Source organism: Mammaliicoccus sp. C-M13 (genome assembly GCF_022386845.1).
GTDB classification, from domain to species: Bacteria; Bacillota; Bacilli; order Staphylococcales; family Staphylococcaceae; genus Mammaliicoccus; species Mammaliicoccus lentus.
In genome coordinates, this window is sequence record NZ_JAJNHQ010000001.1 from 227,857 (window position 1) to 251,362 (window position 23,506).

General features: G+C 30.6%; 26 protein-coding genes and 1 other RNA gene. 17 read left to right on the forward strand and 10 right to left on the reverse strand.

Annotated elements, in window-relative coordinates; translation table 11 throughout:
* The first annotated feature begins 21 nt into the window (after window positions 1–21).
* The 6 genes from aroA (at window position 22) to ssrA (ending at window position 5,773) form a co-directional block, all read left to right on the forward strand.
* The gene (aroA, locus tag LQ615_RS01140; RefSeq protein WP_064204480.1) at window positions 22–1,365 is read left to right on the forward strand and encodes a 3-phosphoshikimate 1-carboxyvinyltransferase; all 1,344 of its coding nucleotides are present in this window, start codon (window positions 22–24) and stop codon (window positions 1,363–1,365) included.
* A 69-nt stretch (window positions 1,366–1,434) separates the two neighbouring features.
* Window positions 1,435–1,668 (forward strand): preprotein translocase subunit SecG, encoded by a 234-nt coding sequence (secG, locus tag LQ615_RS01145; protein WP_017000772.1) that lies wholly within the window; start codon window positions 1,435–1,437, stop codon window positions 1,666–1,668.
* Window positions 1,669–1,758: 90 nt separating this feature from the next.
* Complete coding sequence (locus tag LQ615_RS01150; protein WP_017000771.1) at window positions 1,759–2,499, forward strand: alpha/beta hydrolase; 741 nt, start codon at window positions 1,759–1,761, stop codon at window positions 2,497–2,499.
* 33 nt (window positions 2,500–2,532) lie between these two features.
* Window positions 2,533–4,860, forward strand: a complete 2,328-nt coding sequence (gene rnr, locus LQ615_RS01155; RefSeq protein WP_239703772.1) for a ribonuclease R — start codon at window positions 2,533–2,535, stop codon at window positions 4,858–4,860.
* Between the two features lie 10 nt (window positions 4,861–4,870).
* Window positions 4,871–5,338 (forward strand): SsrA-binding protein SmpB, encoded by a 468-nt coding sequence (smpB, locus tag LQ615_RS01160; RefSeq protein WP_037539407.1) that lies wholly within the window; start codon window positions 4,871–4,873, stop codon window positions 5,336–5,338.
* A gap of 78 nt (window positions 5,339–5,416) precedes the next feature.
* Window positions 5,417–5,773, forward strand: a transfer-messenger RNA (tmRNA) gene (gene ssrA / locus LQ615_RS01165).
* Between the two features lie 800 nt (window positions 5,774–6,573).
* Here the strand turns inward: ssrA and LQ615_RS01170 are convergent.
* Window positions 6,574–7,167 (reverse strand): NUDIX hydrolase, encoded by a 594-nt coding sequence (locus LQ615_RS01170; RefSeq protein ID WP_017000763.1) that lies wholly within the window; start codon window positions 7,165–7,167, stop codon window positions 6,574–6,576.
* 219 nt (window positions 7,168–7,386) lie between these two features.
* Between LQ615_RS01170 and LQ615_RS01175 the strand changes: the two genes are divergently transcribed.
* Both LQ615_RS01175 and LQ615_RS01180 read left to right on the forward strand, forming a co-directional pair.
* Window positions 7,387–8,130 carry a hypothetical protein gene (locus tag LQ615_RS01175; protein WP_239703771.1) on the forward strand — a complete coding sequence of 248 codons (744 nt, stop codon included), beginning with the start codon at window positions 7,387–7,389 and terminating at the stop codon, window positions 8,128–8,130.
* Between the two features lie 114 nt (window positions 8,131–8,244).
* Window positions 8,245–8,445: a hypothetical protein gene (locus LQ615_RS01180; RefSeq protein WP_017000761.1), complete on the forward strand. Its 201-nt coding sequence runs from the start codon at window positions 8,245–8,247 to the stop codon at window positions 8,443–8,445.
* 56 nt (window positions 8,446–8,501) lie between these two features.
* Here LQ615_RS01180 and LQ615_RS01185 read toward each other — a convergent pair whose 3' ends face one another.
* Window positions 8,502–9,842: an APC family permease gene (locus LQ615_RS01185; RefSeq protein WP_070044920.1), complete on the reverse strand. Its 1,341-nt coding sequence runs from the start codon at window positions 9,840–9,842 to the stop codon at window positions 8,502–8,504.
* Window positions 9,843–9,997: 155 nt separating this feature from the next.
* Window positions 9,998–10,618: a LysE family translocator gene (locus LQ615_RS01190; RefSeq protein ID WP_017000759.1), complete on the reverse strand. Its 621-nt coding sequence runs from the start codon at window positions 10,616–10,618 to the stop codon at window positions 9,998–10,000.
* 183 nt (window positions 10,619–10,801) lie between these two features.
* Here LQ615_RS01190 and LQ615_RS01195 point away from each other — a divergent pair, with 183 nt between their 5' ends.
* From LQ615_RS01195 to LQ615_RS13435, 6 genes are all read left to right on the forward strand, one after another.
* Window positions 10,802–10,954 (forward strand): hypothetical protein, encoded by a 153-nt coding sequence (locus LQ615_RS01195; protein WP_017000758.1) that lies wholly within the window; start codon window positions 10,802–10,804, stop codon window positions 10,952–10,954.
* 315 nt (window positions 10,955–11,269) lie between these two features.
* Entirely contained in the window at window positions 11,270–11,764 is a 495-nt protein-coding gene (locus tag LQ615_RS01200) for a MepB family protein (RefSeq protein ID WP_064204475.1), read from the forward strand.
* A gap of 29 nt (window positions 11,765–11,793) precedes the next feature.
* Window positions 11,794–12,192, forward strand: coding sequence for a VOC family protein (locus LQ615_RS01205; RefSeq protein WP_064211741.1), 399 nt, complete (start codon window positions 11,794–11,796; stop codon window positions 12,190–12,192).
* A gap of 210 nt (window positions 12,193–12,402) precedes the next feature.
* A complete protein-coding gene (locus LQ615_RS01210; protein ID WP_103268599.1) occupies window positions 12,403–13,359 on the forward strand; it encodes a thermonuclease family protein in 957 nt (318 codons plus the stop codon).
* A gap of 145 nt (window positions 13,360–13,504) precedes the next feature.
* The gene (locus LQ615_RS01215) at window positions 13,505–13,978 is read left to right on the forward strand and encodes a GNAT family N-acetyltransferase (protein WP_070044924.1); all 474 of its coding nucleotides are present in this window, start codon (window positions 13,505–13,507) and stop codon (window positions 13,976–13,978) included.
* A gap of 78 nt (window positions 13,979–14,056) precedes the next feature.
* Window positions 14,057–14,188, forward strand: coding sequence for a hypothetical protein (locus tag LQ615_RS13435; protein WP_256933706.1), 132 nt, complete (start codon window positions 14,057–14,059; stop codon window positions 14,186–14,188).
* A 250-nt stretch (window positions 14,189–14,438) separates the two neighbouring features.
* Here LQ615_RS13435 and LQ615_RS01220 read toward each other — a convergent pair whose 3' ends face one another.
* Window positions 14,439–14,975 carry a GNAT family N-acetyltransferase gene (locus LQ615_RS01220; protein ID WP_239703770.1) on the reverse strand — a complete coding sequence of 179 codons (537 nt, stop codon included), beginning with the start codon at window positions 14,973–14,975 and terminating at the stop codon, window positions 14,439–14,441.
* A 193-nt stretch (window positions 14,976–15,168) separates the two neighbouring features.
* On the opposite strand from LQ615_RS01220, the gene LQ615_RS01225 reads away from it, so the two are divergent.
* The gene (locus LQ615_RS01225) at window positions 15,169–16,173 is read left to right on the forward strand and encodes a LysM peptidoglycan-binding domain-containing protein (RefSeq protein ID WP_017000749.1); all 1,005 of its coding nucleotides are present in this window, start codon (window positions 15,169–15,171) and stop codon (window positions 16,171–16,173) included.
* A 65-nt stretch (window positions 16,174–16,238) separates the two neighbouring features.
* Here LQ615_RS01225 and LQ615_RS01230 read toward each other — a convergent pair whose 3' ends face one another.
* Together LQ615_RS01230 and LQ615_RS01235 are read right to left on the reverse strand one after the other, a co-directional pair.
* A complete protein-coding gene (locus LQ615_RS01230; RefSeq protein WP_017000748.1) occupies window positions 16,239–16,736 on the reverse strand; it encodes a GNAT family N-acetyltransferase in 498 nt (165 codons plus the stop codon).
* Window positions 16,737–16,827: 91 nt separating this feature from the next.
* Entirely contained in the window at window positions 16,828–17,790 is a 963-nt protein-coding gene (locus tag LQ615_RS01235) for an arsenic resistance protein (RefSeq protein WP_239703769.1), read from the reverse strand.
* A 123-nt stretch (window positions 17,791–17,913) separates the two neighbouring features.
* Here LQ615_RS01235 and LQ615_RS01240 point away from each other — a divergent pair, with 123 nt between their 5' ends.
* Entirely contained in the window at window positions 17,914–18,663 is a 750-nt protein-coding gene (locus LQ615_RS01240; RefSeq protein ID WP_017000745.1) for a hypothetical protein, read from the forward strand.
* A 124-nt stretch (window positions 18,664–18,787) separates the two neighbouring features.
* Window positions 18,788–19,213 carry an NADH-quinone oxidoreductase subunit J gene (locus tag LQ615_RS01245; RefSeq protein WP_239703768.1) on the forward strand — a complete coding sequence of 142 codons (426 nt, stop codon included), beginning with the start codon at window positions 18,788–18,790 and terminating at the stop codon, window positions 19,211–19,213.
* Window positions 19,214–19,371: 158 nt separating this feature from the next.
* Here LQ615_RS01245 and LQ615_RS01250 read toward each other — a convergent pair whose 3' ends face one another.
* Genes LQ615_RS01250 through LQ615_RS01265 form a run of 4 tightly spaced genes read right to left on the reverse strand, consistent with a single transcriptional unit; the run spans window position 19,372 to window position 23,295 of the window.
* A complete protein-coding gene (locus LQ615_RS01250) occupies window positions 19,372–20,286 on the reverse strand; it encodes a CobW family GTP-binding protein (RefSeq protein ID WP_239703767.1) in 915 nt (304 codons plus the stop codon).
* A 13-nt stretch (window positions 20,287–20,299) separates the two neighbouring features.
* Window positions 20,300–20,836 (reverse strand): dCTP deaminase, encoded by a 537-nt coding sequence (gene dcd / locus LQ615_RS01255; RefSeq protein WP_103268594.1) that lies wholly within the window; start codon window positions 20,834–20,836, stop codon window positions 20,300–20,302.
* Between the two features lie 12 nt (window positions 20,837–20,848).
* Window positions 20,849–22,180, reverse strand: coding sequence for a nucleoside recognition domain-containing protein (locus tag LQ615_RS01260; RefSeq protein WP_239703766.1), 1,332 nt, complete (start codon window positions 22,178–22,180; stop codon window positions 20,849–20,851).
* A complete protein-coding gene (locus LQ615_RS01265; protein ID WP_070044929.1) occupies window positions 22,174–23,295 on the reverse strand; it encodes an NAD(P)/FAD-dependent oxidoreductase in 1,122 nt (373 codons plus the stop codon). The genes LQ615_RS01260 and LQ615_RS01265 overlap by 7 nt, the downstream gene beginning before the upstream one ends.
* Window positions 23,296–23,506 lie beyond the last annotated feature (211 nt).

The following is a 23,506-nucleotide window of genomic DNA, read 5'->3' on the forward strand; positions in this document are numbered from 1 at the left end:
GTTTATAGGAGGATTTCACAGATGACGATTAATTTAAAAAGTGCAAAATCACCTTGGTCTAGTTTAGATGGTGTAGAAAAATTAAGTTTGCATCCAACAGATCAAGTATTTAATAAAGAAATTATTATACCAGGGAGTAAAAGTGTAACGAATCGTGCTTTTATTTTAGCAGGGTTTAGTAAAGGTACTTCAAAGTTATCTGGTTATCTTAAAAGTGATGATACTTATTGGTGCATGGAAACATTAAAGAAATTAGGAGCAACTTTCGAGTTTGAAGGAGATTCAATCAATATTACTGGTGTAGATACGGAAAGTCTTCCAGAAGAACAAACAGTATTCATTGGTTCAGCAGGCACGACTGCTCGATTTTTACCTGGCATTTTAGGGACACAAGATAAAAGTGAAATTACTATCACTTCTACGGAACAATTAGCTGGTAGACCACATAAAACTTTACATGATGCACTTATCCAATTAGGGGTAGAAGTCTCTTATATTGAAGAAGAAGGCCAACTTCCAGTCAAAATTAAAGGGACACCTGAAACTGGTGGTAAAGTCATGATAGCAGGCGATAAATCTAGTCAGTTTATTAGTGGATTATTACTTGCTGCACCATTGTTTAATCAACCAACAGAAATTGAATTAACAACAGAGATAGTACAAAGTGCATACGTAGATATCACGATAGAATTAATGGAACAATTTGGGATAAGCGTAGAAGTCTCAGATGACTATAAACATATGAAGGTTGAAAAAGGTTCTTATCAAGCGACTAATTTACCTTTAGAAGCCGATTTATCAACTGCTTGTTATTTTATGGCTCTAGCAGCTCTGAACAAATCGACAATTAAGATTAATCATTTGAACCTAAAAACCCATCAACCTGATTTAGAAGTTGTAGACATTTTAGAAAAAATGGGTGCTACTGTTAAAAAAGGTGAAGATTATGTCGTTATCACTGGTCCAGAACAGCTCAAAGGTAATTTAACAATCGATATGAATGCATGTTCAGACCAAGCACTTACAATCGGTACATTAGCAGCGTTTGCGGATGGTCCAATTACAATTACTGGTGTTGAACATATACGTAATCATGAGTGTAATAGAGTTGAAGCTTTAACTGAAAGCTTAACTAAGCTAGGGATTAACATACAAGAACATCAAGATGGATGGACGATTCAGCCAGGAGAGATTCAAAGTGCTACATTGGATACATTTGATGACCACCGAGTAGCTATGTCTCTTAGTTTAGTAGGCACAAAAGTAGATGGTATAACACTGCTTGACCCAGCATGTGTATCAAAGACTTGTCCAACGTACTTTGAAATGTTAAAATCTTTAGGCATGTCAATAGATTATGACTAATGAAAACTTGAGTGCATTTTGTAAATGTGCTATAATGCTACTGTTATAATAGACAGGAGGACCGAGTCCATGCATACATTTTTAATCGTCTTATTAATCATAGATTGTATTGCATTGATTACCGTTGTATTACTTCAAGAAGGTAAAAGTACCGGTTTATCAGGTGCAATTAGTGGTGGAGCAGAACAATTATTTGGTAAACAAAAGCAACGTGGAATAGATTTAGTTTTACACAGAACAACAATCATTCTAGCGATTTTATTTTTCTTAATTATGTTAGCAATAACTTACTTTAAAATGTAGTGGTCCGACGGGTAATGTCGGACTTTTTTATTTGTTTGCAAGTGAAAAAAAGATACAATAGAGTTAAATAGAGTAAAAGGATGGTCGATCATGAGAATTCAATTACCTAAACCTTTCTTCTTTGAAGAAGGTAAACGCGCAGTATTACTTTTGCATGGATTTACAGGTAATTCATCAGACGTTAGACAATTAGGACGTTTCTTACAGAAAAAAGGATATACATCATATGCTCCGCATTATGAAGGTCATGGAAGACCACCAGAAGAAATATTAGAATCAAGCCCATATGTATGGTTTAAAGATTGCTTAGATGCATATGATTTTCTTGTGGAAAAAGGGTATACTGAAATAGCAGTAGCTGGACTATCATTGGGTGGCGTTTTTAGCTTGAAATTAAGTTTAAATCGTGATGTGAAAGGTATAGTAACTATGTGTTCTCCTATGTACATTAAGACAGAAGGTACTATGTTTGAAGGTGTACTAGATTATGCAAGAGAATTTAAAAAATATGAAGGTAAATCAAGTGAACAAATTGAAGAAGAAATGAAACATTTTCATCCGACAGACACTTTAACTGAATTGCAAAATACTATTCAAGCAGTTAGAGATCAAGTTGATGAAGTATTTGATCCTTTATTTGTAGTACAAGGCAAGCTTGATCAAATGATAAATCCTGATTCTGCTAATATTATTTATAATTCATCTTCATCTGATGATAAATATATTAAGTGGTATGAAGAATCTGGTCATGTTATAACAATCGGACAAGAAAAAGAGAAAGTATTTGAAGACGTATATCAATTCTTAGAATCATTAGATTGGTCCGAATAAGACACAATATAAAAACAAGAAAGGAGGCCCGCTATGAATCTAAGAGAAGAAGTTGAACAAATCATAAATGAGAAAGACTACACGCCCATGACGGTAAGTGAATTTCAAGACGTAATGGGATTAAGTAACGCTGATTCATTTAAAGAATTAATTAAAGTTCTAGTTGATTTAGAACAAACGGGTCAACTAGAAAGAACAAAGACGGATAGATATAAAAAGAAAAGAGATAAATCAGATTTAGTTAAAGGGAAGCTTAGCCAACATAAAAAAGGTTTTGCATTCTTAAGACCTGAAGATGATACAATCGAAGATATTTTTATACCACCAAATCAAATTAATAAAGCGATGGACGGCGATGAAGTATTAGTAGAAGTCGTTCCATCACGTGGAGACCACAAAGGTAAAATTGAAGGAAGAGTTAAGGCTATTACGACACGTAATATTACGCAAGTAGTTGGTACTTATACTGAAGCTAAACACTTTGGTTTCGTATTGCCAGATGATAAACGTATTACACAAGACATTTTTATCCCAAAAGGTAAAAATTTAGGCGCTGTTGAAGGGCATAAAGTACTTGTAGAAATTACGGAATATGCAGATGGTACTCATAATCCTGAAGGTCACGTTAAAGCAATTTTAGGGCATAAAAATGACCCTGGTGTTGATATTCTATCTATTATTTACCAACATGGAATCAATATAGAGTTTCCGGATAGTGTAATAGAAGAAACTAAAAAAGTACCAGACAAAATTAAGCCAGAAGAAACTAAAAATAGACGTGATTTAAGAGATGAATTAACAATCACTATTGATGGTGCGGATGCTAAAGACTTAGATGACGCTGTATCTGTAAAAGCATTAGATAATGGATTAACAGAGTTAACAGTAAGTATCGCGGATGTAAGTTATTATGTAACTGAAAATAGTGAGTTAGATAAAGAAGCTTATGATCGAGGCACTAGTGTGTATCTTGTAGATAGAGTTATTCCAATGATACCTCACAGACTAAGTAATGGTATTTGTTCATTAAATCCAAATGAAGACCGTCTTACTTTAAGCTGTAGAATGGAAATTGATCAACAAGGCGAAGTTGTTCGCCATGAGATTTTTGAAAGTGTCATTCATTCAGATTATAGAATGACTTACACTGATGTAAATAGCATCATTGAGAACAAAGACTCTGAAATTAGAGAGAAATTTGCTGAAATCACACCTATGCTTGATTTAGCTAACCAATTATCACAACAATTAATTGCTAAACGTAAAAAACGTGGTGAAATTGATTTTGATATTAAAGAAGCTCAAGTATTAGTTGATGAAGACGGTATTCCAACAGATATTCAAGTTAGAGAAAGAAATGACGCTGAAAGATTAATCGAAAGCTTTATGTTATCAGCTAACGAAACAATTGCAGAACATTTCAGTAAATTAGAATTACCATTCATTTATCGTGTACACGAAAATCCAAAAGAAGAACGTTTAAATCAATTCTTTGAATTTATTACGAACTTTGGTATTACAGTTAAAGGTACAAGCGAAGATATTCATCCATCTACACTACAAAAAATTGTGCAAGAAGTAGCTGGTGAAAAAGAAGAAATGGTAATTGCTACTTTAATGTTAAGAAGTATGCAACAAGCAAGATATAGTGAAGAAAACTTAGGTCACTTCGGTTTATCAGCTGATTATTATACACATTTCACTTCACCAATTAGAAGATACCCAGATTTAATAGTGCATAGACTCATTCGTAAATATTTAATCGATAAATCAATGAATGATAAACAAATTAGACATTGGGAAGAAGTATTACCTGAAATTGCAGATCATACATCTACACGTGAAAGAAGAGCGATAGATGCAGAACGTGATACAGATGATCTGAAGAAATCAGAGTATATGATTCAACATGTTGGAGAAGTTTATACTGGTATAATCAGTTCAGTAGCTAACTTCGGTATGTTTGTAGAATTAGAGAACACTATCGAAGGTATGGTACACATTTCTAACTTAACAGATGATTATTATAATTTTGATGAACGCAGTATGGCTATTATTGGTGAAAGACAAGCTAAAGTCTTTAGAATCGGTGATAAAGTAGAAGTCAAAGTTATAAATGTTAATGTTGATGAAAGAATGATTGATTTCCAAATCGTAGGTATGCCAATAGCTGAAAAGAATCGTGAAAAACTCGCAAGAGAAAAGACAATAAAAGCTAAAAAACGTGGACCATCAAAGGAAAACGATAAAAATAATAAGCATAAAAAAGGCAGAGCAAAAGGTAAACAAGGCGATAAAAACAATAAACCTTTTTATAAAGCAAAAGCCGTTAAAAAGAATGCAAGACGTAAGAAAAAATAGAAAGTAGGTGATGGATGTGCCAAAAGTACACAACAAACCTTTAGCACAAAATCGTAAAGCAAGCCATGATTATACAATAGAAGATACGGTTGAAGCGGGAATTGTATTACAAGGTACAGAAATCAAATCCATTCGCCGAGGTAGTGCAAACTTAAAAGATTCATATGCACGTGTATACAACGGAGAAATGTACGTTTACAATATGCATATTGCACCGTATGAAGAAGGTAACCGTTATAATCATGATCCATTAAGAAATCGAAAACTGCTCTTAAAAAGAAAAGAAATCGATAAATTATATGGTATCTCAAAAGAAAAAGGGTATTCATTAATACCGCTTAAACTATATATTAAACACGGTTACTGTAAAGTTCTTTTAGGGATAGCAAGAGGTAAACGAGATTATGATAAACGTCATGCGCTGAAAGAAAAAGAAGCAAAACGTGATGTAGAAAGAGCAATGAAGCATCGATATTAAGCAATTATATTGATTAATCAATAAAAAATTGTTATTATTAAATATACTTCTGCTAAAAGGAAGTATATTTCTTATTCAGGGGACGTTACGGATTCGACAGGGGTCCCCGAGCTTATGAAGCGTGTCGGAGGGTTGTCTCCGTCATCAACACAACAGTTATAATAACTGGCAAACAACAAAACTTAGCAGTAGCTGCGTAATAGCACTCTGCATCACCTAACAGCATCGCCTATGTGCTGTTAACGTGATTCAACTTAAGTAGGATACGCTCGTCACTGCCGTTTGAAGTCTGACGAGAAGAGATTAATCAAACTAGCGTTGTAATAGGGTGTCAGTCCCCTGATACAACGCGAAACAATAAAGACTAGACTACGCACGTAGAAACATTTGTATCAGGATCTCTGGACGCGGGTTCAACTCCCGCCGTCTCCACTACATAGCTCTCAACCATTGTGGTTGAGGGTTTTTATTTTGCATTAGTATAGTACAGAAATATGGTAAAACTATTAGTATATTAAACCTTTAAAAGTAATCATTGGTTTAATATTAATTAGTAAAAAAGACCATAAAAAATAACCATCTCTAGCTTTGGTCGGCAAGATGGTTATATAAATTCAATTCCGGCTACTGTCTTTTTAACGGGCTCATAAGGGGCGATGCATGCATGTATGTGTATCGTCCTTTTTCTATATTTAAATTACCACAATTTACATATATTGTCTATTAAAATAATAGATGGGTTTCATAATGAAAGTATATTAGGGTCTAATGACTGGTACTTCAGTTGAAATAAAAAATTTAAAATTTGTGTAGATTCAAACTAATATATGCGTTTTTTGTAAATAGACAAATTTTGGTAATGAAGATAAAATATTAATGTGAGCAAGTTGGATAGATGGTGGCTAATCTCTTTAAATAAGGGGTGATGCCTATGAAATATGGTTCGACTCCTAGAAAGGTGTAACATTGACTGATTATGAATTACTGATGATTGTCATGTCAATCATTGGTTTAGTATTAATTAGTAAAAAAGACCATAAAAAATAACCATCTCTAACTTTGACCGGTTTTGATGGTTATTCAATAATTTATTAAAACGAGGCCACCGTCTTTTTAACGGGCTCACAAGGGCGATGCATATATGTGCATCGTCCTTTTTCTATATTTAAATTACCACATTTTACATATATTGTCTATATATTTTGTTACTTATTAGCCTAGTGATAACTATCAACTTATTCAATAATTGTCTTACTCTCACGATTATTAAAACATTCTCTTATTTGTTTTTCGGTAATTCTCTTAGTTGATAGTTTTGGTAATTGATCAATATCAAAATATTGTACCGAACTTGTTTCTATACTTGTTGTTAGGTTTCCACTTAATCTTTTACAATAATAAACTAACTTATAATAGTGTGCTAATGAATTTTCTGGATTAGACTTATTAGTATCATATACTGCAATAAGATTGGATACAGAAACTGATAAACCAGTCTCTTCTATCACTTCTTTCACTACATTTTCTACTGGTGAAGTTCCTACGTCAGCAAAACCTCCAGGTAACGACCAAGATTTTGTTTTAGGATCTTCTACTAATAAAACTTTATTGTCTTTATCTAAAATTAAAGCTCTTACATCAATTTTAGGTGTAGGGTAACCAGCTTCCTTTTCTAATGTTAAGTTCTTGTTATTGCTCTGAGAATTTATGAATTCTTGAGTTATATCAAAAATTTCATTGAACCTCTCTACGTCATATGGGTCCTTAGAATAATTAATACCAGAGTTTGAAATAGCTAATAACTTTTGGAAAAATTGTTTACTATCCATAATTACACCTCAATTCCTTTAAGTATATATTATCTTAAATAGAAATTATGGACTAATCATAAGTCTATAAAAAGAAAGTTGGTAAATAACTAGTGTGTAATTAATAGTTGAAATATTTATAATTAATAACAATAAAAAATTAAATAATTTAATTACACCTATTAATTTACTGATAAAACATATATTATTGAAGGTAATATATGTAAGGGGGAATATGTAATGAAAAAATTATTTATTTTATTATTTGCAAGTTTATTAGTATTAGGGGCATGTGGACAAAAAGAAGAAACCTCATCTAAATCAGAAACCACAAAACAATCAGGTGATAAAGAAAATAAAAAGCAAGGTGAGAAAAAAGATAAAGATAAGGAAAAGGATAATAAACAAGATACTTCTAATGAATCAGAAGCAGATACAGAAGAAGAACAGTCTGCTGAAGAAAATGAAAATACAGAAGGCCAAGAAGAAATTGAGAATAGTGAACAAACAAATAACGAAAATGAATCAGAAAATAGAGCATTAACTAAAGAAGAAATATCAAAACAAATAAAAAGCGGGGTTAATGTAGATGGTATGGTAGACGCAGATGGGGACACATGGTATCAGGCACCTGGTAACGGTGATGTTGTGGGGTATGTAAAGCCTGATGGGACACAATGTACAGTTGGCGGATGTGTAAGTCCTGAGCAACAAGAGAAAATGGACGAAGAAGAAGATTTAGATATGCAAGATGATGAACCTGATGATGTTAACGCCGAAATCAATGCAGCTGAGACTGAAGATGAGTATATAGACGCTTTACGTAAAAAATATAATGGTGGTTTATCTTCTGCTGAAATACAAACTAAAACAGCAATTGAACAAGGTTATTATGAAGGTGACGATGCCGAAGATGTTTACAAAGAAATAGAGGAGAGAGAATCTGAAATTGAATCAGGTAAATATGATCACTATAATAAATAAAGTTAATATGAGTTTAAATATCAACTAAAGTAAAACCTAATGTGACAATAATGTTCGTTTAAAAACATCAAGGTGTTTGGTAGCATTAATATAAACCTTTAAGGAGGGAATATTATGTTTCTAGATGTGTTCGGATACTTATTGGGTTCTGGTTTTTTAATACTTGGTATTTGTGCTTTGTATTTTATGTCTTATGAGATGTATGAAGTTTTTACAAAAGGTGAGAAAACTGTAAGTTTCAAGGGAACTACTTACTTTGCATTAGGTTCTGTATTTTGTGGAGTGGTTTTGATTATTATGGCAAACGTTCTTTGAATTTATTAAAATATACGTAAAACACTCCAAAAGTTTAACTTTTGGAGTGTTTATTTTTATATATCATCCTCTAATATATTCGTATTCTTTATAGAGAATCCTGTGATTTTATCGGAAAATGCTGCAAATAGTGCTGCTAAAATTACATAGGCGATTGATCCGATTATATAATGTGTTTCTAAATCAGTGATTAATAGGTATGTTTCTGCAAGTAGTAACACAACAGAAATACCGATTAAAGTTTTGAGTAATGCTGGTGGCAGTTTGATAGGTGCATTAGCGTATGCTTCTGGGTATAGCTTAGGTAATCGTCCTGCTGCAACTACTGGGAACATAAATACGATTAATGAAAGGCTTGTTCCAAGTTGTGCTACTACGTTTAGCGATACGTTTGTTAAAATTGGTACTGCTCCAATGATATAGAAAATAGTGAGTAACCAATGTGGTGTTCCAAATTTTTCGTTTACTGCTCCTAATTTCTTAGGTAAGACGCCATCTTGTGTGGCTACATATAAACTTTTTGTTACCCAAGTGAATGTTGCGTTTAATGTTGTTGCTAGAGCAAACATGGCACCACCTACAATGAAGATAACAAATACAGGTTTTGGTAATACTTCATTAGCTACTGCTGTTAAAGGCTGACCTGCAACTTGTTCAATAGGTAAGACACCTACTGCAACTGCAGCAATTAAAGCATAGAAGAACCCGATTAGTACTGTAGATCCTATAATGACGATAGGTAAATCTCGTCGAGGATTCTTCATTTCTCCACCTAATTCCGCAACGAATTGTGCACCTCCAGTTGCAAAACCTACCAATCCAATTGCAGTAAAGAAGCCTGTGAACCCTGCTGGAAACATTGTTTCTGGTTGGAAAACTGTATAATCTACTTTAGGTAATCCAAAAACAACGAAACAACTTAATGAAAGGATTAAAATAATAACCATCCATTTATTAATGATAGAAGCTGTTTTTACACCAACTAAATTCACAATAAATAGTAATGTTAATAAACTAAAAGCAATTGGTGTGATAGGTGCTTCCGGTAAAACGCCTTGTAAATATTGTGCAAAGGAAATAGCATACATTGCTAATGTAATTTGCATCAATGTAAACATGCATAGCCAAAACACACCAATTTTTGGTGATAACAACCGACTGGTATATTTATATAAACCTCCTGTAGTAGGGAGTGTTCCTCCTAAAATAGCAATTGGTGACATCGCAATAATACCAAGTAATGAAGAAATTATATAAGCTAAAGTCACACCGCTACCAGACATTTGAATACCTATGCCAGTCATGGTCATAATCCCTGAACCGATAACTTGTCCTAGTGCGATACCCATGACATCACCTAGGCCTAAATTCTTCTTTAAATGAGTTGATTCAGACATAAGCGCCTCCGTGTATATGTATAATTAATAATTCATACTTCTAAACTAAGATAAAAGTACCACAAGTTATTATAGTCCAATTGAGAGAAATTATCAATTGGAACTTTGGCTTTTATATAAGTATAGTTATTTTTGAATTCCATGGGTTTTATTATTTACTTTTCTAACCTAAATATACTTATTGCTAGACCAATTAAGACTGTACCAATAGCGTAATCTAGCATACTTTTGATTTTTACATTATTAAAAATTTGTCTAATATAGTTAAATAAAAAGCTACATAAGAAGAACCAAATAAAAACAGTTAATATGAATAAAGAGGAAAGTACTAGAATCTGCATTGATCCATCTTCTTTAGTTATAAATTGAGGTAAAATGCTGACATAAAATAAAATTGCTTTTGGATTAAAAATAGTACTTATAAAACCTTGTTTATAAGACAATCTAAGTTTCATATCTGTTTTTACATCTTTATCAGTACTAATATTAAAGGCTTTTTTCGCATTTAAAATTGTTTTAATGCCTAGATATGCAATATATATTGAACCTAAAATCTTTATAACTGTAAAAACATAATAAGATGTCGTTAAAATAAATATTAATCCAAATGCTGCAAGTGCTGAATAAAAAACATGTGCACTTGAGATACCCAAACCAGCCATAATACCGTTTTTCGCATTACCTTTTAATGTGTTATTCAATACAATGAAAAAGTCAGGGCCTGGTATTATGATGATCATTAAAGATATTACGATGAAGCTTAACCAATTATCCATATATTTACACCTCTCTGTTGATTAATGTTTCTCACAAATATATCAAAAACTAGTTTGAATAACTATATTATTTATAAAATAACTATATTTATTTTATAATTTGGTTTAAGTAAGTATAGTAGTTATAATCATCATAGATGAATAAGAGATTATATATGAATACAATTAGAAATGAGGATTAATATGAAAATAGGTAAATATTCGATTGATTCAGTATGGCTAAGTATTATTTTAGGTTTTATATTTGTAGCTTTAGTATCCCCGTTTATGTGGGTTTCAGTTTTAGTATTAATAATCTTTGCGATAAAGAAAGATAAAATTAAAGAAGAAGAATGAAGTAAGTCTTTAGATTATTTTGCTTTGAGAAAGTATTGTACTATAAAACTCAAAATGTTAATGCTGACTGTATTTAGTAATTTTGTACCTATACCATGATTTTCCTGAAAGCTATTTAATGAAATGATTTCAATATTATTATTATGTTCTATATATGTGATAATGCCGTATATGGTGTTATGGCAAGCATTAAATATCCTTCAAGTTCATATAGTGTTTCATTAATACTAGATTATAGTGTTATATAAAAGTATTATAGAAATGTAGATAATAGTTTGTAAAGATTATATCCCTTTAAGAAAGAGGTATTTTAAAATGGAACCTTATGTTTCTAAAGATATATTAGATATGGTTAGTACTGAATTTAATTTTTCTATAAACCAATTTGAGTTGGAAGTTTGGAATCATGAATATGAGGCTTTTAATTTCAATATTAATAATAATAGTTTTAAAAGTAGATTAGCTAAAAAAACACCTAAAAAAGCTGGATATTTTGTTACGTTATGGCTGAAAAATGAATTGGAAAAAAATAGGCCGTACAATTATGATGAAATGAAAGACAAGTTGATTATTAATGTTTTAGATGGAGACAATAAAGGTCAATTTATTTTTCCAAAAGAACTTTTAGCTGATAAAGGAGTTTTAAGAATAGGTAAAGAGAAAGGCAAAATGGCATTTCGAATTTATCCAAGTTGGGAAACAAATTTAAATAAAGCAGCAATTAAAACACAAAAATGGCAAGCACCTTATTTTTTGGATTTATCAAAGGAGTATAATAATACGGAAGCTTACGAATTATATTTAAAGTAAGCTATCAAAGAAAGTATGTGAATAATATAATGAATGGTTCATTACATCATATTGAAATATATGTAGAAGATATACAGAAATCTAGAGCATTTTATGAATGGTTGTTAAATAAATTAGGATATAAACTTTACCAAGAATGGGATTTAGGATTTAGTTTTAAATTAGGTGAAACTTATATAGTATTTGTTGAGGTAGAAGAGAAATATAAAGATTATGGGTATCACCGAAAAAGAATTGGATTGAATCATTTAGCATTTAATGTTGAAACAAAAGCTATGGTAGATGAAATCACTAATGATTTAATTAATCAGGATATTGGAATTTTATATGTGGATAGACATCCATTCGCAGGTGGAAATGATCATTATGCAGTTTATTTTGAAGACCCGGATAGGATTAAACTCGAAATCGTTAGTAATGGAAACTAGTACATCTAAACCATAACAAAGGTAAATAAAATTATTTCAAAGACAGTGGTTAAATCCACTGTCTTTTTATATACATATTCTACAAATAATGATTTTGATAGGTTTATATAAAAATAATCATTAAATTTAAAGAAAATTAAAAAAATAGTTATTAATTAGTGTAAAATCTGTTATTATTACTTTAATGAATATATTTTAGGAGAGTAAGTTATGAAAAAAGGATGTTTATGGTTTTGTTTTGTAATCTTCATGCTTTTTATTTTAATAGGAGCTTGTAGTGATGATGATGTGAATAAAGATGATAAGAGTCAAGTAAGCGAAGAGAATAAGAAGCAAAATGATGACAAACAAAAGAAAGATGAAAAAGCTCATAAAGAAAAATCTGAGAAAAAAGAAACAGATAAAAAAGAGAAAACTAATTATACTAAGAAAGATTCAAAGGATGAAAAGAAAGAAGTAGAGAATGCTACGCAAGATTCAAATAAAGAAGAAAAAAAGACATTCACACCTGGTACGACTGATAGAATACCTGTGGAACTTTCATCAACAGTAGACGGGGATACTGCTAAGTTTATATATAATGGTAAAGAAGGATCGTTTAGATTTTTATTAATAGATACGCCTGAAACGAAGCACCCTAGAATTGGGAAACAGCCGTTTGGTCAAGAAGCTTCTGATAGAACGAAATCGTTACTCATGAACGCTAACAAAATCGAAGTTGAGTTTGATGTAGGTGAGAAACAAGACAAGTATCAAAGATATTTAGCTTATATATATATTGATGGTGAAATGGTAAACGAAATATTAGTTAGAGAAGGTTTGGCGAAAGTAGCGTATGTTTATCCTCCTAACACACGTTATCTAGATCGATTGGAAAGTGCGCAGGCTGTAGCTAAAGAACAGAAATTAGGTATTTGGAGTTTAGATAGTGCTTTTGAAGAAGCTAATAATACAGAAGCAAATACAAATTCAAATACTTCTAATAACAATACAACGACAAATGTTCCTGCCTCTCAACCAGAGACTCAACAATCACAAAGTAAAGAATTTTATAAAAACTGTACTGAACTAAGAAAAGTATATCCAAACGGTGTACCAAGTACTCATCCAGCATATTTACCAAAACTTGATAGAGACAAAGATAACTTTGCATGTGAAGCAAATTAAAATAAAACTATAAAAAATAAAAGAAAACCTATTAAAGTTATTTTAAACTTTGATAGGTTTTTTATTCCACGTTTCATATATGCTTAAATAGTATTAATATAAAAAAGAGTCATATATTACTTTTAAAGAGCAGGAGTGAGACAACATGAACATAAGAATGTTTGAAACAAAAGATGCTGAAGAAATAAGCGAATTAATTATACATACACTTAGAACAACGAATGTTAAAGATGAGCCTATTGAAGAAATTGAGAAAGTAGTTAGTACGATGACACCAGAAGCTATTATAGAAAGAGCAAGTTTTACTAACTTTTATGTCTTTGAAGAAGAATCTAAAATCGTTGGAACAGGTGCTATTGGACCGTACTGGGATAGTGAAACTGAGAGCAGCTTATTTACAATATTTGTTTCACCAGATTATCAAGGTAAGGGAATAGGAAAGTTAATCATTCAAACATTAGAAAGTGATTTTTACTTTAAACGAGCTGAGCGCATTGAAATACCCGCTTCTATCACTGCCGTACACTTCTATAGAAAATATGGATATGATTATAAAGACGGTATTAAAGAACCAGATGATGAAGGACTTTTAAGACTAGAAAAGTTTAAACACAATTAATATATAGACTAAAAAAGATGGGTATATAATATACATAAGAACTGTAAAAAATTAGGATTTTTTAAGGAGAGATGTTAAATGCAAAGAATGAAGAAGCGAACGATTTTTATGGAAGTGGTATCAGATATTTTATTTGAAATACCAGGTATATTAATGCTTATACCAAGATTTTTTATCTGGGTTGGAAGAGTTATCTCTAAAATATTCTAGTAGTATAATTAATTTGTATACAAAAAATGAAGAGATAAATAAGATATTAATATAAATAAATGTGTAACCTTCTTAATTGTTGGGTATGTACTGATAAAGGTATAAAATAATCCGAAAACAAGGAGTTAAACAATATGCAAAGTATTATCAAACGAATTTTTAGATATATTAGTGTAGCAGTCATAATGAGGTTAATACGTAAATTAATAAATAAAGGTTCTAATAAAAAGGGTAATTAGGTGTAAAACACTTAATTACTCTTTTCCCATTCTTCTCTTAATAATCCCATGCGAATAGAATCATAATAACAACCATTATAATATCTCACTTTTCTTATTTTAGCTTCCATAGTCATACCAAGCTTTTCACCAATTCTTATCATACCTTTATTTCCAGACCATGTTGTATAGCCTACACGTACTATATTTAAAGTGTTAAATAAATGTTCTATCCATATACTCATAACTTTTGTACCTATACCCTTACCCCAAGTATGTGGTTGATGAAGAGTAATACCCATTTCTAGCCATCTAGAAGGTTCGTGTTCCCAGTAGTATGAAACTGTGCCTATCATATCATCATCATATATGACAGCCTTCTTATTAGGCACATTTACCCAAGTATCTCTCAGCTTTAAAAATTCCTCAAATGACATTGTTTCATGTTTGAAATAGGGAGCATCCCATTTTTTCCATTCGGGGTTTTCTTCTTTAAATGCTAAAGACCAAATTATATATAAATCATCTTCTTTAATAGGCCTTATAAATAACTTTTGTGTTGAATTCATAACTTACCTCATTTCTATATCAATATTAAATGTAATTATACAATATAATGTTGTTTCTTGAATATGAGTCATAAAAATAAAAAACAAAATATTTCAAACATGTTAATTAATAATTACAAATATTAATATCCTGTATTAATTAATATTATTTTATCATACAATGTTCAAAGAACTTTAATGAAGGAGGATTATTATGAAGTATAAATTTGGAACGGTATTAATTTTGACATCTGGTTTATTGCTTTCTCAATCTGGTTTGCATGTGAATGCTGAAGAATCTAATGAGGCGAGTAATAGTCAAACTGAAAATACAAGTAAATCAATTAACTTCGAAGAGGCTCAAAAAATGAAGCCGAAAGAACTTACGAATTTACTAACGGATGAAGATTTAGAGTTACATAATAAAGTTGCTGAGCATGGTTCTACTGAAATGAGATCAAAGAAAAGTACGAACGAAGCTTATCAAGATGTAAATAATTACATTGAGAAAAATAACATAAAGCCATCGAATATTACTCAAGATTCTAGAATGGATAGCTTACCAAAATATGATTTTAAATCTGATGAATTTATTGGTGTAGTTATTCATGAAACATCTAATCCTAGTAGTACAATCGATGATGAAATTAATTATATGTATAATAATTATGAGAGTGCATTTGTGCATGCATATGCAGGTAGTAATAAAATAGTACAAACAGCATCAAGTGACTATTTAGCGTGGGGTGCAGGTGCTAAAGCGAATCCTTACTTTTACCAAATAGAATTAGCGCAAGCAAGTACGTTTGATGAATTTGCTAAATCAGTAAATAATCAAGCATATTTAACAGCTGAAATGCTTAAACAAAATGGTTTAAAACCATCATTAGCAGATAATAATGAAGGTACTGGTACTGTAATCAGTCATAATGCCATCAGTGAATATTGGGGTGGAACAGACCACACGGATCCTATCAATTACTTTAGTCAATGGGGATACGATATGGATCAGTTCTATAAACTTGTAGAAAAACATTATAATGGAACGAATGAAACAGATAATGAAGAGACTATAAGTGGTGATACACATAAAGTAGTTTCAGGAGATACATTATATAATATTTCTAAACGAAGCGGTGTAAGTGTAGATAAACTTAAAGAATTAAATGATTTAAGTTCAAATGACTTAACAGTAGGACAAGAATTAAAGTTAAAATAATTAAATAAAGCTAATAAGATTAAACAGCTCTAAACGTAAGAAAACCTTACGTTTAGAGCTGTTTTTTATGAAATATATTCACATTTTAATAAAGCCATTAAAAAAGCGTCTTTATATTTACCTTTAGCATAAAAGTGTTCTCTTAATAGACCTTCTTTTTTAAATCCGTAACTTTCATATATATGTATAGCTTTTTCATTATCTTGGTCTACATATAAATAAACTTTATGCATGTTTAAAATATCAAACGCGTAACTTGTAGCATTATCAAAGGCAAATTTAGCATATCCTTTGCCACCGAATTCTGGTTTAATAATAATTTGAATTTCACAGTTACGGTGAATATAATCAATTTCTACAAGTTCAACAATCCCTACAATCTGTTTATCATCTTCAACTATAAATCTTCTTTCAGATTCATCAAGTAAATGTTTATCAAACAAATACTGAAGCTCAGTTAACGATTCATATGGTTCTTCAAACCAATATGACATGATTGAATATTCATTGTTTAATTCGTGTACAAAAGGTAAGTCATTAGATTCTAATGCTCTAACTCTCAAGATTTCACTCCTAATTATTCATAATATAACTCTATTATTACACGACTTCATTAAATAACAAAATAAAGTTATTAAGATATTAAAAAATAATTTATTTGATGATTTTTTTTATGACGCGTATATAAACTAATTCACCAATTAATTCAACAACTGTTTGTGTCACAATTACTACCGTAACGATAGCAGACCATTCTTTAGGTAACGAAAGAGCTAAAGGTAATACAACTAAAGCATTTCTTGTACTAGAACTGAATGCTAAAGTTCTTTTTAAATCAACAGGTAGTGCAAAAAGTTTTCCTGTAAATGACCCAATGAATGGAGCGATAACCATAAAGCAAATATAAATAGGAATAACTGTAATAACATTATCCAAATCATGAGTTAACGTAGAAATATGAGAGGCAATAACCACCATTAAAACAAGTGCCATAAAAGGAACAGGAAGCCATTCAGTTAAATTCAAACACTTTTTCATTTGGATAGATTTTTGACTCGCTAGTTGTAAAATCAGGACTAAAATAAATGGAATTAAAATTAATAAAACAAACGTTTCAATAAATGGTCCTAATTTTATATATTGAGAGAAGTCTTGTCTTAAAAATAATACAAAATAAACAGGCAACAAGACAAACTGTACAATAAACAATATTGGAGTAGAGATTAGCATGTACTGAGCGTCACCTTTACCTAGTTTAGTGAAGACGATGACATAATCAATGCATGGTGTCAGTAAAACAAGATAAACACCAATTAAAATGGGTATAGATGTCACATTGAAAAGAGACACAAGTATAAAAACAAAAATAGGTATTAAAATAAAATTCGAAACAAGTAGCGCTAAAACATATTTAAAATCTAATAGTTTATCTTTAAGGTTTAAAAACGGTATTTGAGCAAACATGCTAAATAATAATATAGCTAAAAAAAATGAAATAAAAGGCTCAAACAGTTTTTTTAAATCACCAAACGATAAACCTAAAACAGCACCACAAATCAAGAAAATAATATAAATATAAATCTGTTTAACCTCTAAAAATGATTTAATATGCTGCATAAAAATCTCCTTCAAAATATCATTTCAATTATATATAAGTTTACCAAAAATAATGAGAATGTATTATGGTATATTAAAAATGAATAGAATTTGTTAAATCACTTTAAAAAGTCGGTGGTAGATATGAAAAGTATATATATGTTAGATAGTTTAGATACGAATGTAGAAGTTGAAAAATTAGCAAGATATTTTTATAACGAAATTAAAATCTATGTTGAAAAATTAAAAATAGAATATGAATTAAAAGATGAACCAGCACATATTATTTGGACTAGTAAGTATGTAATGGAAAATGTGTTACAAAAAAATATCCCAGCTTATACTAATGAAAAAGGTGTTTTTATAAGTATAGACTTAGATAGCTGGAAAGAATTTTTAACAGAAGCAATCCAAGACGATATGAGTGTTGATACAAAAACATTTTTCGATCATTATTTGAAGAAGGAAATTTTATGTATATTAGGGCATGAAATAACACATCACTGTGATTTTTTCTTGTCTGATTTTGATGATGAAGATGTTTCTTCAGATGATTTATGGTTTGAAGAAGGACTAGTTATGTTCTTACCGAGATTTTATTTTTATACAGAAGAAGAATTTAGCAAAATATATAATCTTGAATTAGAATTATTCAATTATTATAAAGAACGTTATGATGAAAAATATTTAGAGGCTTTCACATATGATTTGTATGAAAATGAAGATACAAATTCAATTATGTTTCATTATTGGAAAAGTTTTTTAGCAATCACTGATTTAGTATTTAATCATTACAACAAAAATATACATCTATTAATTGAAGATTATCATAGTTGGGATAAAGGAGGACGTAATCAAAGGTTGAGTGAATATTTGTATAAAATCAAAAATTGAGATACTTTAAACTCGCTATGAAAACGTGTTCTTTCGGTTTTTGAAACAAAATAAATGACATTTGTTTACATTAGGTCTAATATAAACTGATGTAAAAACGAAAAAATCAAGGGAGTAATGAAAAATGGAAAGTTTTATATTTAGCGTTTTAGGAATTATAGTATTAATAGCTTTTTGTGCAGCGATAGGTACAACTGTGGTTAAAGCGATTAAAGATACTAGGTTTAGAGTTCCGTTGCTAAGTACCATTGTATTATTCTTTTTAACTTTAGGTTGTATTGTTGGCGTTGTATCTACTGAGCCAAACCAAGATCGTGATTCAACTTTTAATATGGATGGTAATGTGGCACAAGCTCAAGCTGATCACTTCAATCAAGAGAAAATGAATCATTCTATTGAGATTGATTATGATAAGTTCAATAATGAAACTTATGATCATGATCAATTATTAAAAGTAACGAATGCAAAGGTTAAGAAAATTAGCGAGAATGAAGTAGGGAATAAGGTTGTGGAAGTAGTAAAAGAAAGTGGTAATAGTACAGAATCTTAATTTATTATTGATTACGACCATAAATTGCTAGAAGAAGGTAAAACTTATACGTTTTATGGTAAAGAAGATTTGAAATTTGACGAGAATAGCCAAGTGCATGGTCTAAATGTTTGGAAAGTAGAATAATATAAAATCCAATTTATAAAAAAAGCATCTCATCATTTACTTTGATGAGATGCTTTTTTTATTTCATTAGGGGAAAATACCGCTTCTTTATTCAAATTATCGCCAATCAATATTAAGTAATCATCGATATTAATGTTATATTGTTCTATCCTTAGGTTATCATTTGAAACTTGGATTAAATATTTATTTGGATCGTTTTTAAATGTAATAAAGCCTTTAATTCTATAGATGTTATTAGGTAAATCTTTTAACCATGTTTTAAAACCTTCCATCATAATTGGTTCTGTTAATGGATAATATTTATGGAAAACATGACCATGATGATGTGCGTCGTGTTGTGTAACCTTTAAATCTCGATTAGATTTTGTAAAATGACTAAAATGGATATTTCCAAATGTCGTAGAAAAGATATCCGCTTCTGTATAGTCTTCTTGTATAGATTTCATTGTGTTTATAGCGTCATCTGTATCCATCATGTCGATTTTGTTTAATACAATATCGTGACAATATTTAAGTTGTATATCTATCAGTTGTTGTGTTTGTTCAGTATAAGAAGAAAGGTGTTGATAAGCCGGTAAATCCACAATGCCAATAATTGTTCTTATTGTTGAAAATGGCGCAAGTACCGGTGTTAAGCATGCATCTAATACTTCAAGTGGATGGGCGATGCCGCTACATTCTATAAATACGACATCTGGTTGGTATTCTAAATAAACTTGGTGTAATTGTGTTGCAACATCTTCTTTCATAACACAACATATGCATCCATTTATCATTTCACTTATTGGAACGTCAGATTGAATGAGCTCAGTATCAATGCTACGTTTTCCGAACTCATTCATAATGACTGCTGATTTTTTATTTTCTTGTTGAACATCATTGATTAAACTATTCAACATCGTCGTTTTGCCGCTTCCTAAAAATCCGGTTATAATTACAATTTCCATTTAAAAGCCACCTTTATTTTGGGTCTTTATCCATATAAACTTTACTACCTGTTGTATTCTTTTGTCCTTGATATTTACCATTGTAAGCATGATTGGCAGGAGAACGTGTTTGAGCGAGAACTAATTGACATATACGCTGATTAACATTTATTTCTAATGCAAAATCGTTCGCGTTGAATAACTCTAATGTAATTTGTCCAGCAAATCCTGGATCAACCCATCCTGCGTTTTGTATGAATAAACCAGCTCTTCCTATAGAACTTCTTCCTCCTACAAATCCTGTTATATCATTCGGTAACTCAATATACTCAACAGTAGTTGCTAAGACAAAGGATTTAGCAGGTATGGTGAATTTCTCTGCGTGAATCTCGTTGTACTCTATAGCTGTTGATAAAGGCTGCACACCACTTTTAGGTGTTTTAGGTAAAAGGAAATGATTGCCTAATGTTAAATCGATAGAAGCGGGTTCAATAAACGCTTCATGAAAAGGTGTAATTTTTAATTTTTCTTCGTTGATATATTGCTTTATATCTTGATCCGATAATATCAAGGTTTAATTCCCCTATAATAAATTTAAAATTAATACTGTAATGAAGAAACAAATCGTTGCAGTTACCATCTGTTTGCCAACGATTTTAATGCCTTCTAGCCAACCTAAACTTTTAATTATCATCGTAATTGTTACTGAACAAGCAGAAAAAGTCGAACTAAATAATATAAGTAAGAAAGCACTTTTTAACGAAATAGATTGTAGTATAGCTCCATGATTCATATTAAATAAAAGCATGCCGTCTTTTCTGATCATTGAAAAAAGAATGCCTGTTGACATTTCTTTAGGTACGTTAATTGGTTGTAATATGATATTGAATATATTTGAGACATAAACAAGTATAGGTGTCATAGATAATAAACTTGCTAGGATGCATATTACGAAGAATATAGGTAAAGCTTGAACGAGAAAAGATTTAATTGTATCCATAGATTGAAGCCATATAGCTTTTATAGAAGGCTTTCTTACTTTATCTAATACAAAATAATGTGTAGGTAATATAGACTTTGGAGACCATAGTTTTATATGTATGATTCCACCTATAAAGACAATTAAAATATAAGGCATAAAGAGCCAGGGTGCGTTCATCACACTAAAAAGTGATAAAGTTGCACCAATTTGATAACTGCATGATGAACCGAAACTTATTAAACTAATGCAATTGCTTTTACTACAAGCACTACAATCATGGTTGGCTCTTAATACTGCAGCTGAGTTACAACCGAACCCTTCAATCACTGGTACAATATCGTAACCGGTTAAACCAACTTTAGTCATAATTGGATCGATTGGCCATACGATATAAGATTTTAAATGACTTTCACTCACAATGTTTGTAGAAATACTAATGAATATGACAACTGGTAACGCCCAGACGACAGAATAAATGCCAAGGGATAGTAGCCCATAATCACCGAACAATATATCATTTAAAAATTCTGATTGAAAGTGTAGACTGTTAGATGTAAAACTAAGAAAACTTTCCATCCAGTTGTTTTGAACAAAGCTTGAAAGATAAAAAGATATATAAATAGGTAACATAAACATTAAAATAATAAGTAATAATGATGATGTCATATCTTTCAATGTAGGAACTCGACGCAACTTTTCTTTTCTAAGTAATTCTAGTTCTGAAATGATATCTTTAGTTTCAGAACGATTTTCTATGATGTTTTTATGTGATTCATCTAATGTTAAATTTAATTTTTTCTTAATAATAAAGTTTTTGAAAGACATTTTTTGTTCAGTTGCCAGTTTATTTAAATGCTTTACAACAATATAATGTTTTTCATTAGGTATATTAGAAAATGACCCATCTTTTAAATTGTATTCCACTCTTAACATGAGCAATCAACTTCGCAGCAAGAATAATCATCTAAATACATTTGATTATTCTTATAAAATTCAATTGCATCTTCATTTGCTTCTATGCCTTCTCTTTCACAAACAAGGTTAGCTAATACTGCAAAGCGTGTTCTAAATTTATAAATGTAGCAAAGAATGACATCTTGATGTTTAACTGTATCTCCAATTAGGAATATATTTTGATTAATTGTTGATTCATCATCGTCAGTTAATTCATAACTATTCCCGTTATTTTCAAATAGAATATTTGTTAACGGATTATTTTGAACAGGGTTAAAGCCAGTAGCTAAAATTGGTTCATTTGCAACAGTTATACTGCGTGTTTGATTTTCAAACCTTATTGTATATTGATTATTTATGAAATCAATTTCCTCTATAGAATAGTTTGAGTGTAGTTTAATAGGATAACCTTGTTCTACTAACTCAACATAACGCTGATGCGTGTATGGCGAAAGTCTAACGCTTGGGTCAGGATCTTGTTGGTCGTAGCTTGTAGAATTTGTGTATATATCGACTTTCTTACCTAAAAGGGCTAAGTGTATTGCAGCATCGAAGCCACTTTCATTTCCTCCTATTATAGTAGCAGTTTCTCCTTCAACATTTGAAAAATTCTTTATCTCACAGTAATGAACACCATGTTTAAATGGTTTATGTGGAAATGAGAAATTACCTGTTCCTATAAAAATATAATCTGCTTTAAAACCTTTCTTTTCTGTACTTATAGTATATGAATCATTTTGTTCATCAGTTGAAATATCGATGACTTCTGTATGTTCCTTTATATTTAACTCATATATTTGAGTAAGTGCATTTAAATATTGAGCGTATTCAAATCCTGAAATATGTTCCTTTTTAAATGTGAATGCTGGAGAGCTATGTGGTGTAATAGCATTGATGTCTGGTGTACCAAATCCATTTGTGGTAAAAGATGGCGTAATAAATCGAGTAGTATCTGGCCAATTAATGAATGATTCACCAACTTTACCTTTATCTAAAATCATGACATCTTGCAAACCAAGTTCTTTTAGAGCAATAGCCATACCGATTCCAGAAGGGCCGGCACCAATTATTATTGCTTTAAATGTATCTTTCATATTATACACCTCCTAAATCGTAATAATTACGTTTTGTATAATAGTAAAGTATCATCTTTGAAGTAGGTAAGCAAGTTTAAAATTATTGAAATTGAAAGAAATGAAATTTTCTACTTGCAAAAGTTGGAATTATGTTTTATAGTTAAAGCGTAGTCATTACGATTTACCTCCGAGAGATTACGTGGCTACTTCATTTACTTTATTTAATATA

Bases quoted from the DNA above. Each gene is read 5' to 3' on its own strand.
- LQ615_RS01150 (WP_017000771.1), top strand. From the start codon at position 1,759: ATGAGAATTCAATTACCTAAACCTTTCTTCTTTGAAGAAGGTAAACGC.
- rnr (WP_239703772.1), top strand. From the start codon at position 2,533: ATGAATCTAAGAGAAGAAGTTGAACAAATCATAAATGAGAAAGACTAC.
- smpB (WP_037539407.1), top strand. From the start codon at position 4,871: ATGGATGTGCCAAAAGTACACAACAAACCTTTAGCACAAAATCGTAAA.
- LQ615_RS01240 (WP_017000745.1), top strand. From the start codon at position 17,914: ATGAAAAGTATATATATGTTAGATAGTTTAGATACGAATGTAGAAGTT.
- LQ615_RS01205 (WP_064211741.1), top strand. From the start codon at position 11,794: ATGAATGGTTCATTACATCATATTGAAATATATGTAGAAGATATACAG.
- LQ615_RS01215 (WP_070044924.1), top strand. From the start codon at position 13,505: ATGAACATAAGAATGTTTGAAACAAAAGATGCTGAAGAAATAAGCGAA.
- LQ615_RS01190 (WP_017000759.1), bottom strand. From the start codon at position 10,618: ATGGATAATTGGTTAAGCTTCATCGTAATATCTTTAATGATCATCATA.
- LQ615_RS01220 (WP_239703770.1), bottom strand. From the start codon at position 14,975: ATGAATTCAACACAAAAGTTATTTATAAGGCCTATTAAAGAAGATGAT.
- LQ615_RS01180 (WP_017000761.1), top strand. From the start codon at position 8,245: ATGTTTCTAGATGTGTTCGGATACTTATTGGGTTCTGGTTTTTTAATA.
- LQ615_RS01250 (WP_239703767.1), bottom strand. From the start codon at position 20,286: ATGGAAATTGTAATTATAACCGGATTTTTAGGAAGCGGCAAAACGACG.
- aroA (WP_064204480.1), top strand. From the start codon at position 22: ATGACGATTAATTTAAAAAGTGCAAAATCACCTTGGTCTAGTTTAGAT.
- LQ615_RS01170 (WP_017000763.1), bottom strand. From the start codon at position 7,167: ATGGATAGTAAACAATTTTTCCAAAAGTTATTAGCTATTTCAAACTCT.
- LQ615_RS01175 (WP_239703771.1), top strand. From the start codon at position 7,387: ATGAAAAAATTATTTATTTTATTATTTGCAAGTTTATTAGTATTAGGG.
- LQ615_RS01265 (WP_070044929.1), bottom strand. From the start codon at position 23,295: ATGAAAGATACATTTAAAGCAATAATAATTGGTGCCGGCCCTTCTGGA.
- LQ615_RS01185 (WP_070044920.1), bottom strand. From the start codon at position 9,842: ATGTCTGAATCAACTCATTTAAAGAAGAATTTAGGCCTAGGTGATGTC.
- LQ615_RS01210 (WP_103268599.1), top strand. From the start codon at position 12,403: ATGAAAAAAGGATGTTTATGGTTTTGTTTTGTAATCTTCATGCTTTTT.
- LQ615_RS01235 (WP_239703769.1), bottom strand. From the start codon at position 17,790: ATGCAGCATATTAAATCATTTTTAGAGGTTAAACAGATTTATATTTAT.
- LQ615_RS01195 (WP_017000758.1), top strand. From the start codon at position 10,802: ATGAAAATAGGTAAATATTCGATTGATTCAGTATGGCTAAGTATTATT.
- LQ615_RS01200 (WP_064204475.1), top strand. From the start codon at position 11,270: ATGGAACCTTATGTTTCTAAAGATATATTAGATATGGTTAGTACTGAA.
- LQ615_RS01225 (WP_017000749.1), top strand. From the start codon at position 15,169: ATGAAGTATAAATTTGGAACGGTATTAATTTTGACATCTGGTTTATTG.
- LQ615_RS01260 (WP_239703766.1), bottom strand. From the start codon at position 22,180: ATGTTAAGAGTGGAATACAATTTAAAAGATGGGTCATTTTCTAATATA.
- LQ615_RS01245 (WP_239703768.1), top strand. From the start codon at position 18,788: ATGGAAAGTTTTATATTTAGCGTTTTAGGAATTATAGTATTAATAGCT.
- secG (WP_017000772.1), top strand. From the start codon at position 1,435: ATGCATACATTTTTAATCGTCTTATTAATCATAGATTGTATTGCATTG.
- LQ615_RS13435 (WP_256933706.1), top strand. From the start codon at position 14,057: ATGCAAAGAATGAAGAAGCGAACGATTTTTATGGAAGTGGTATCAGAT.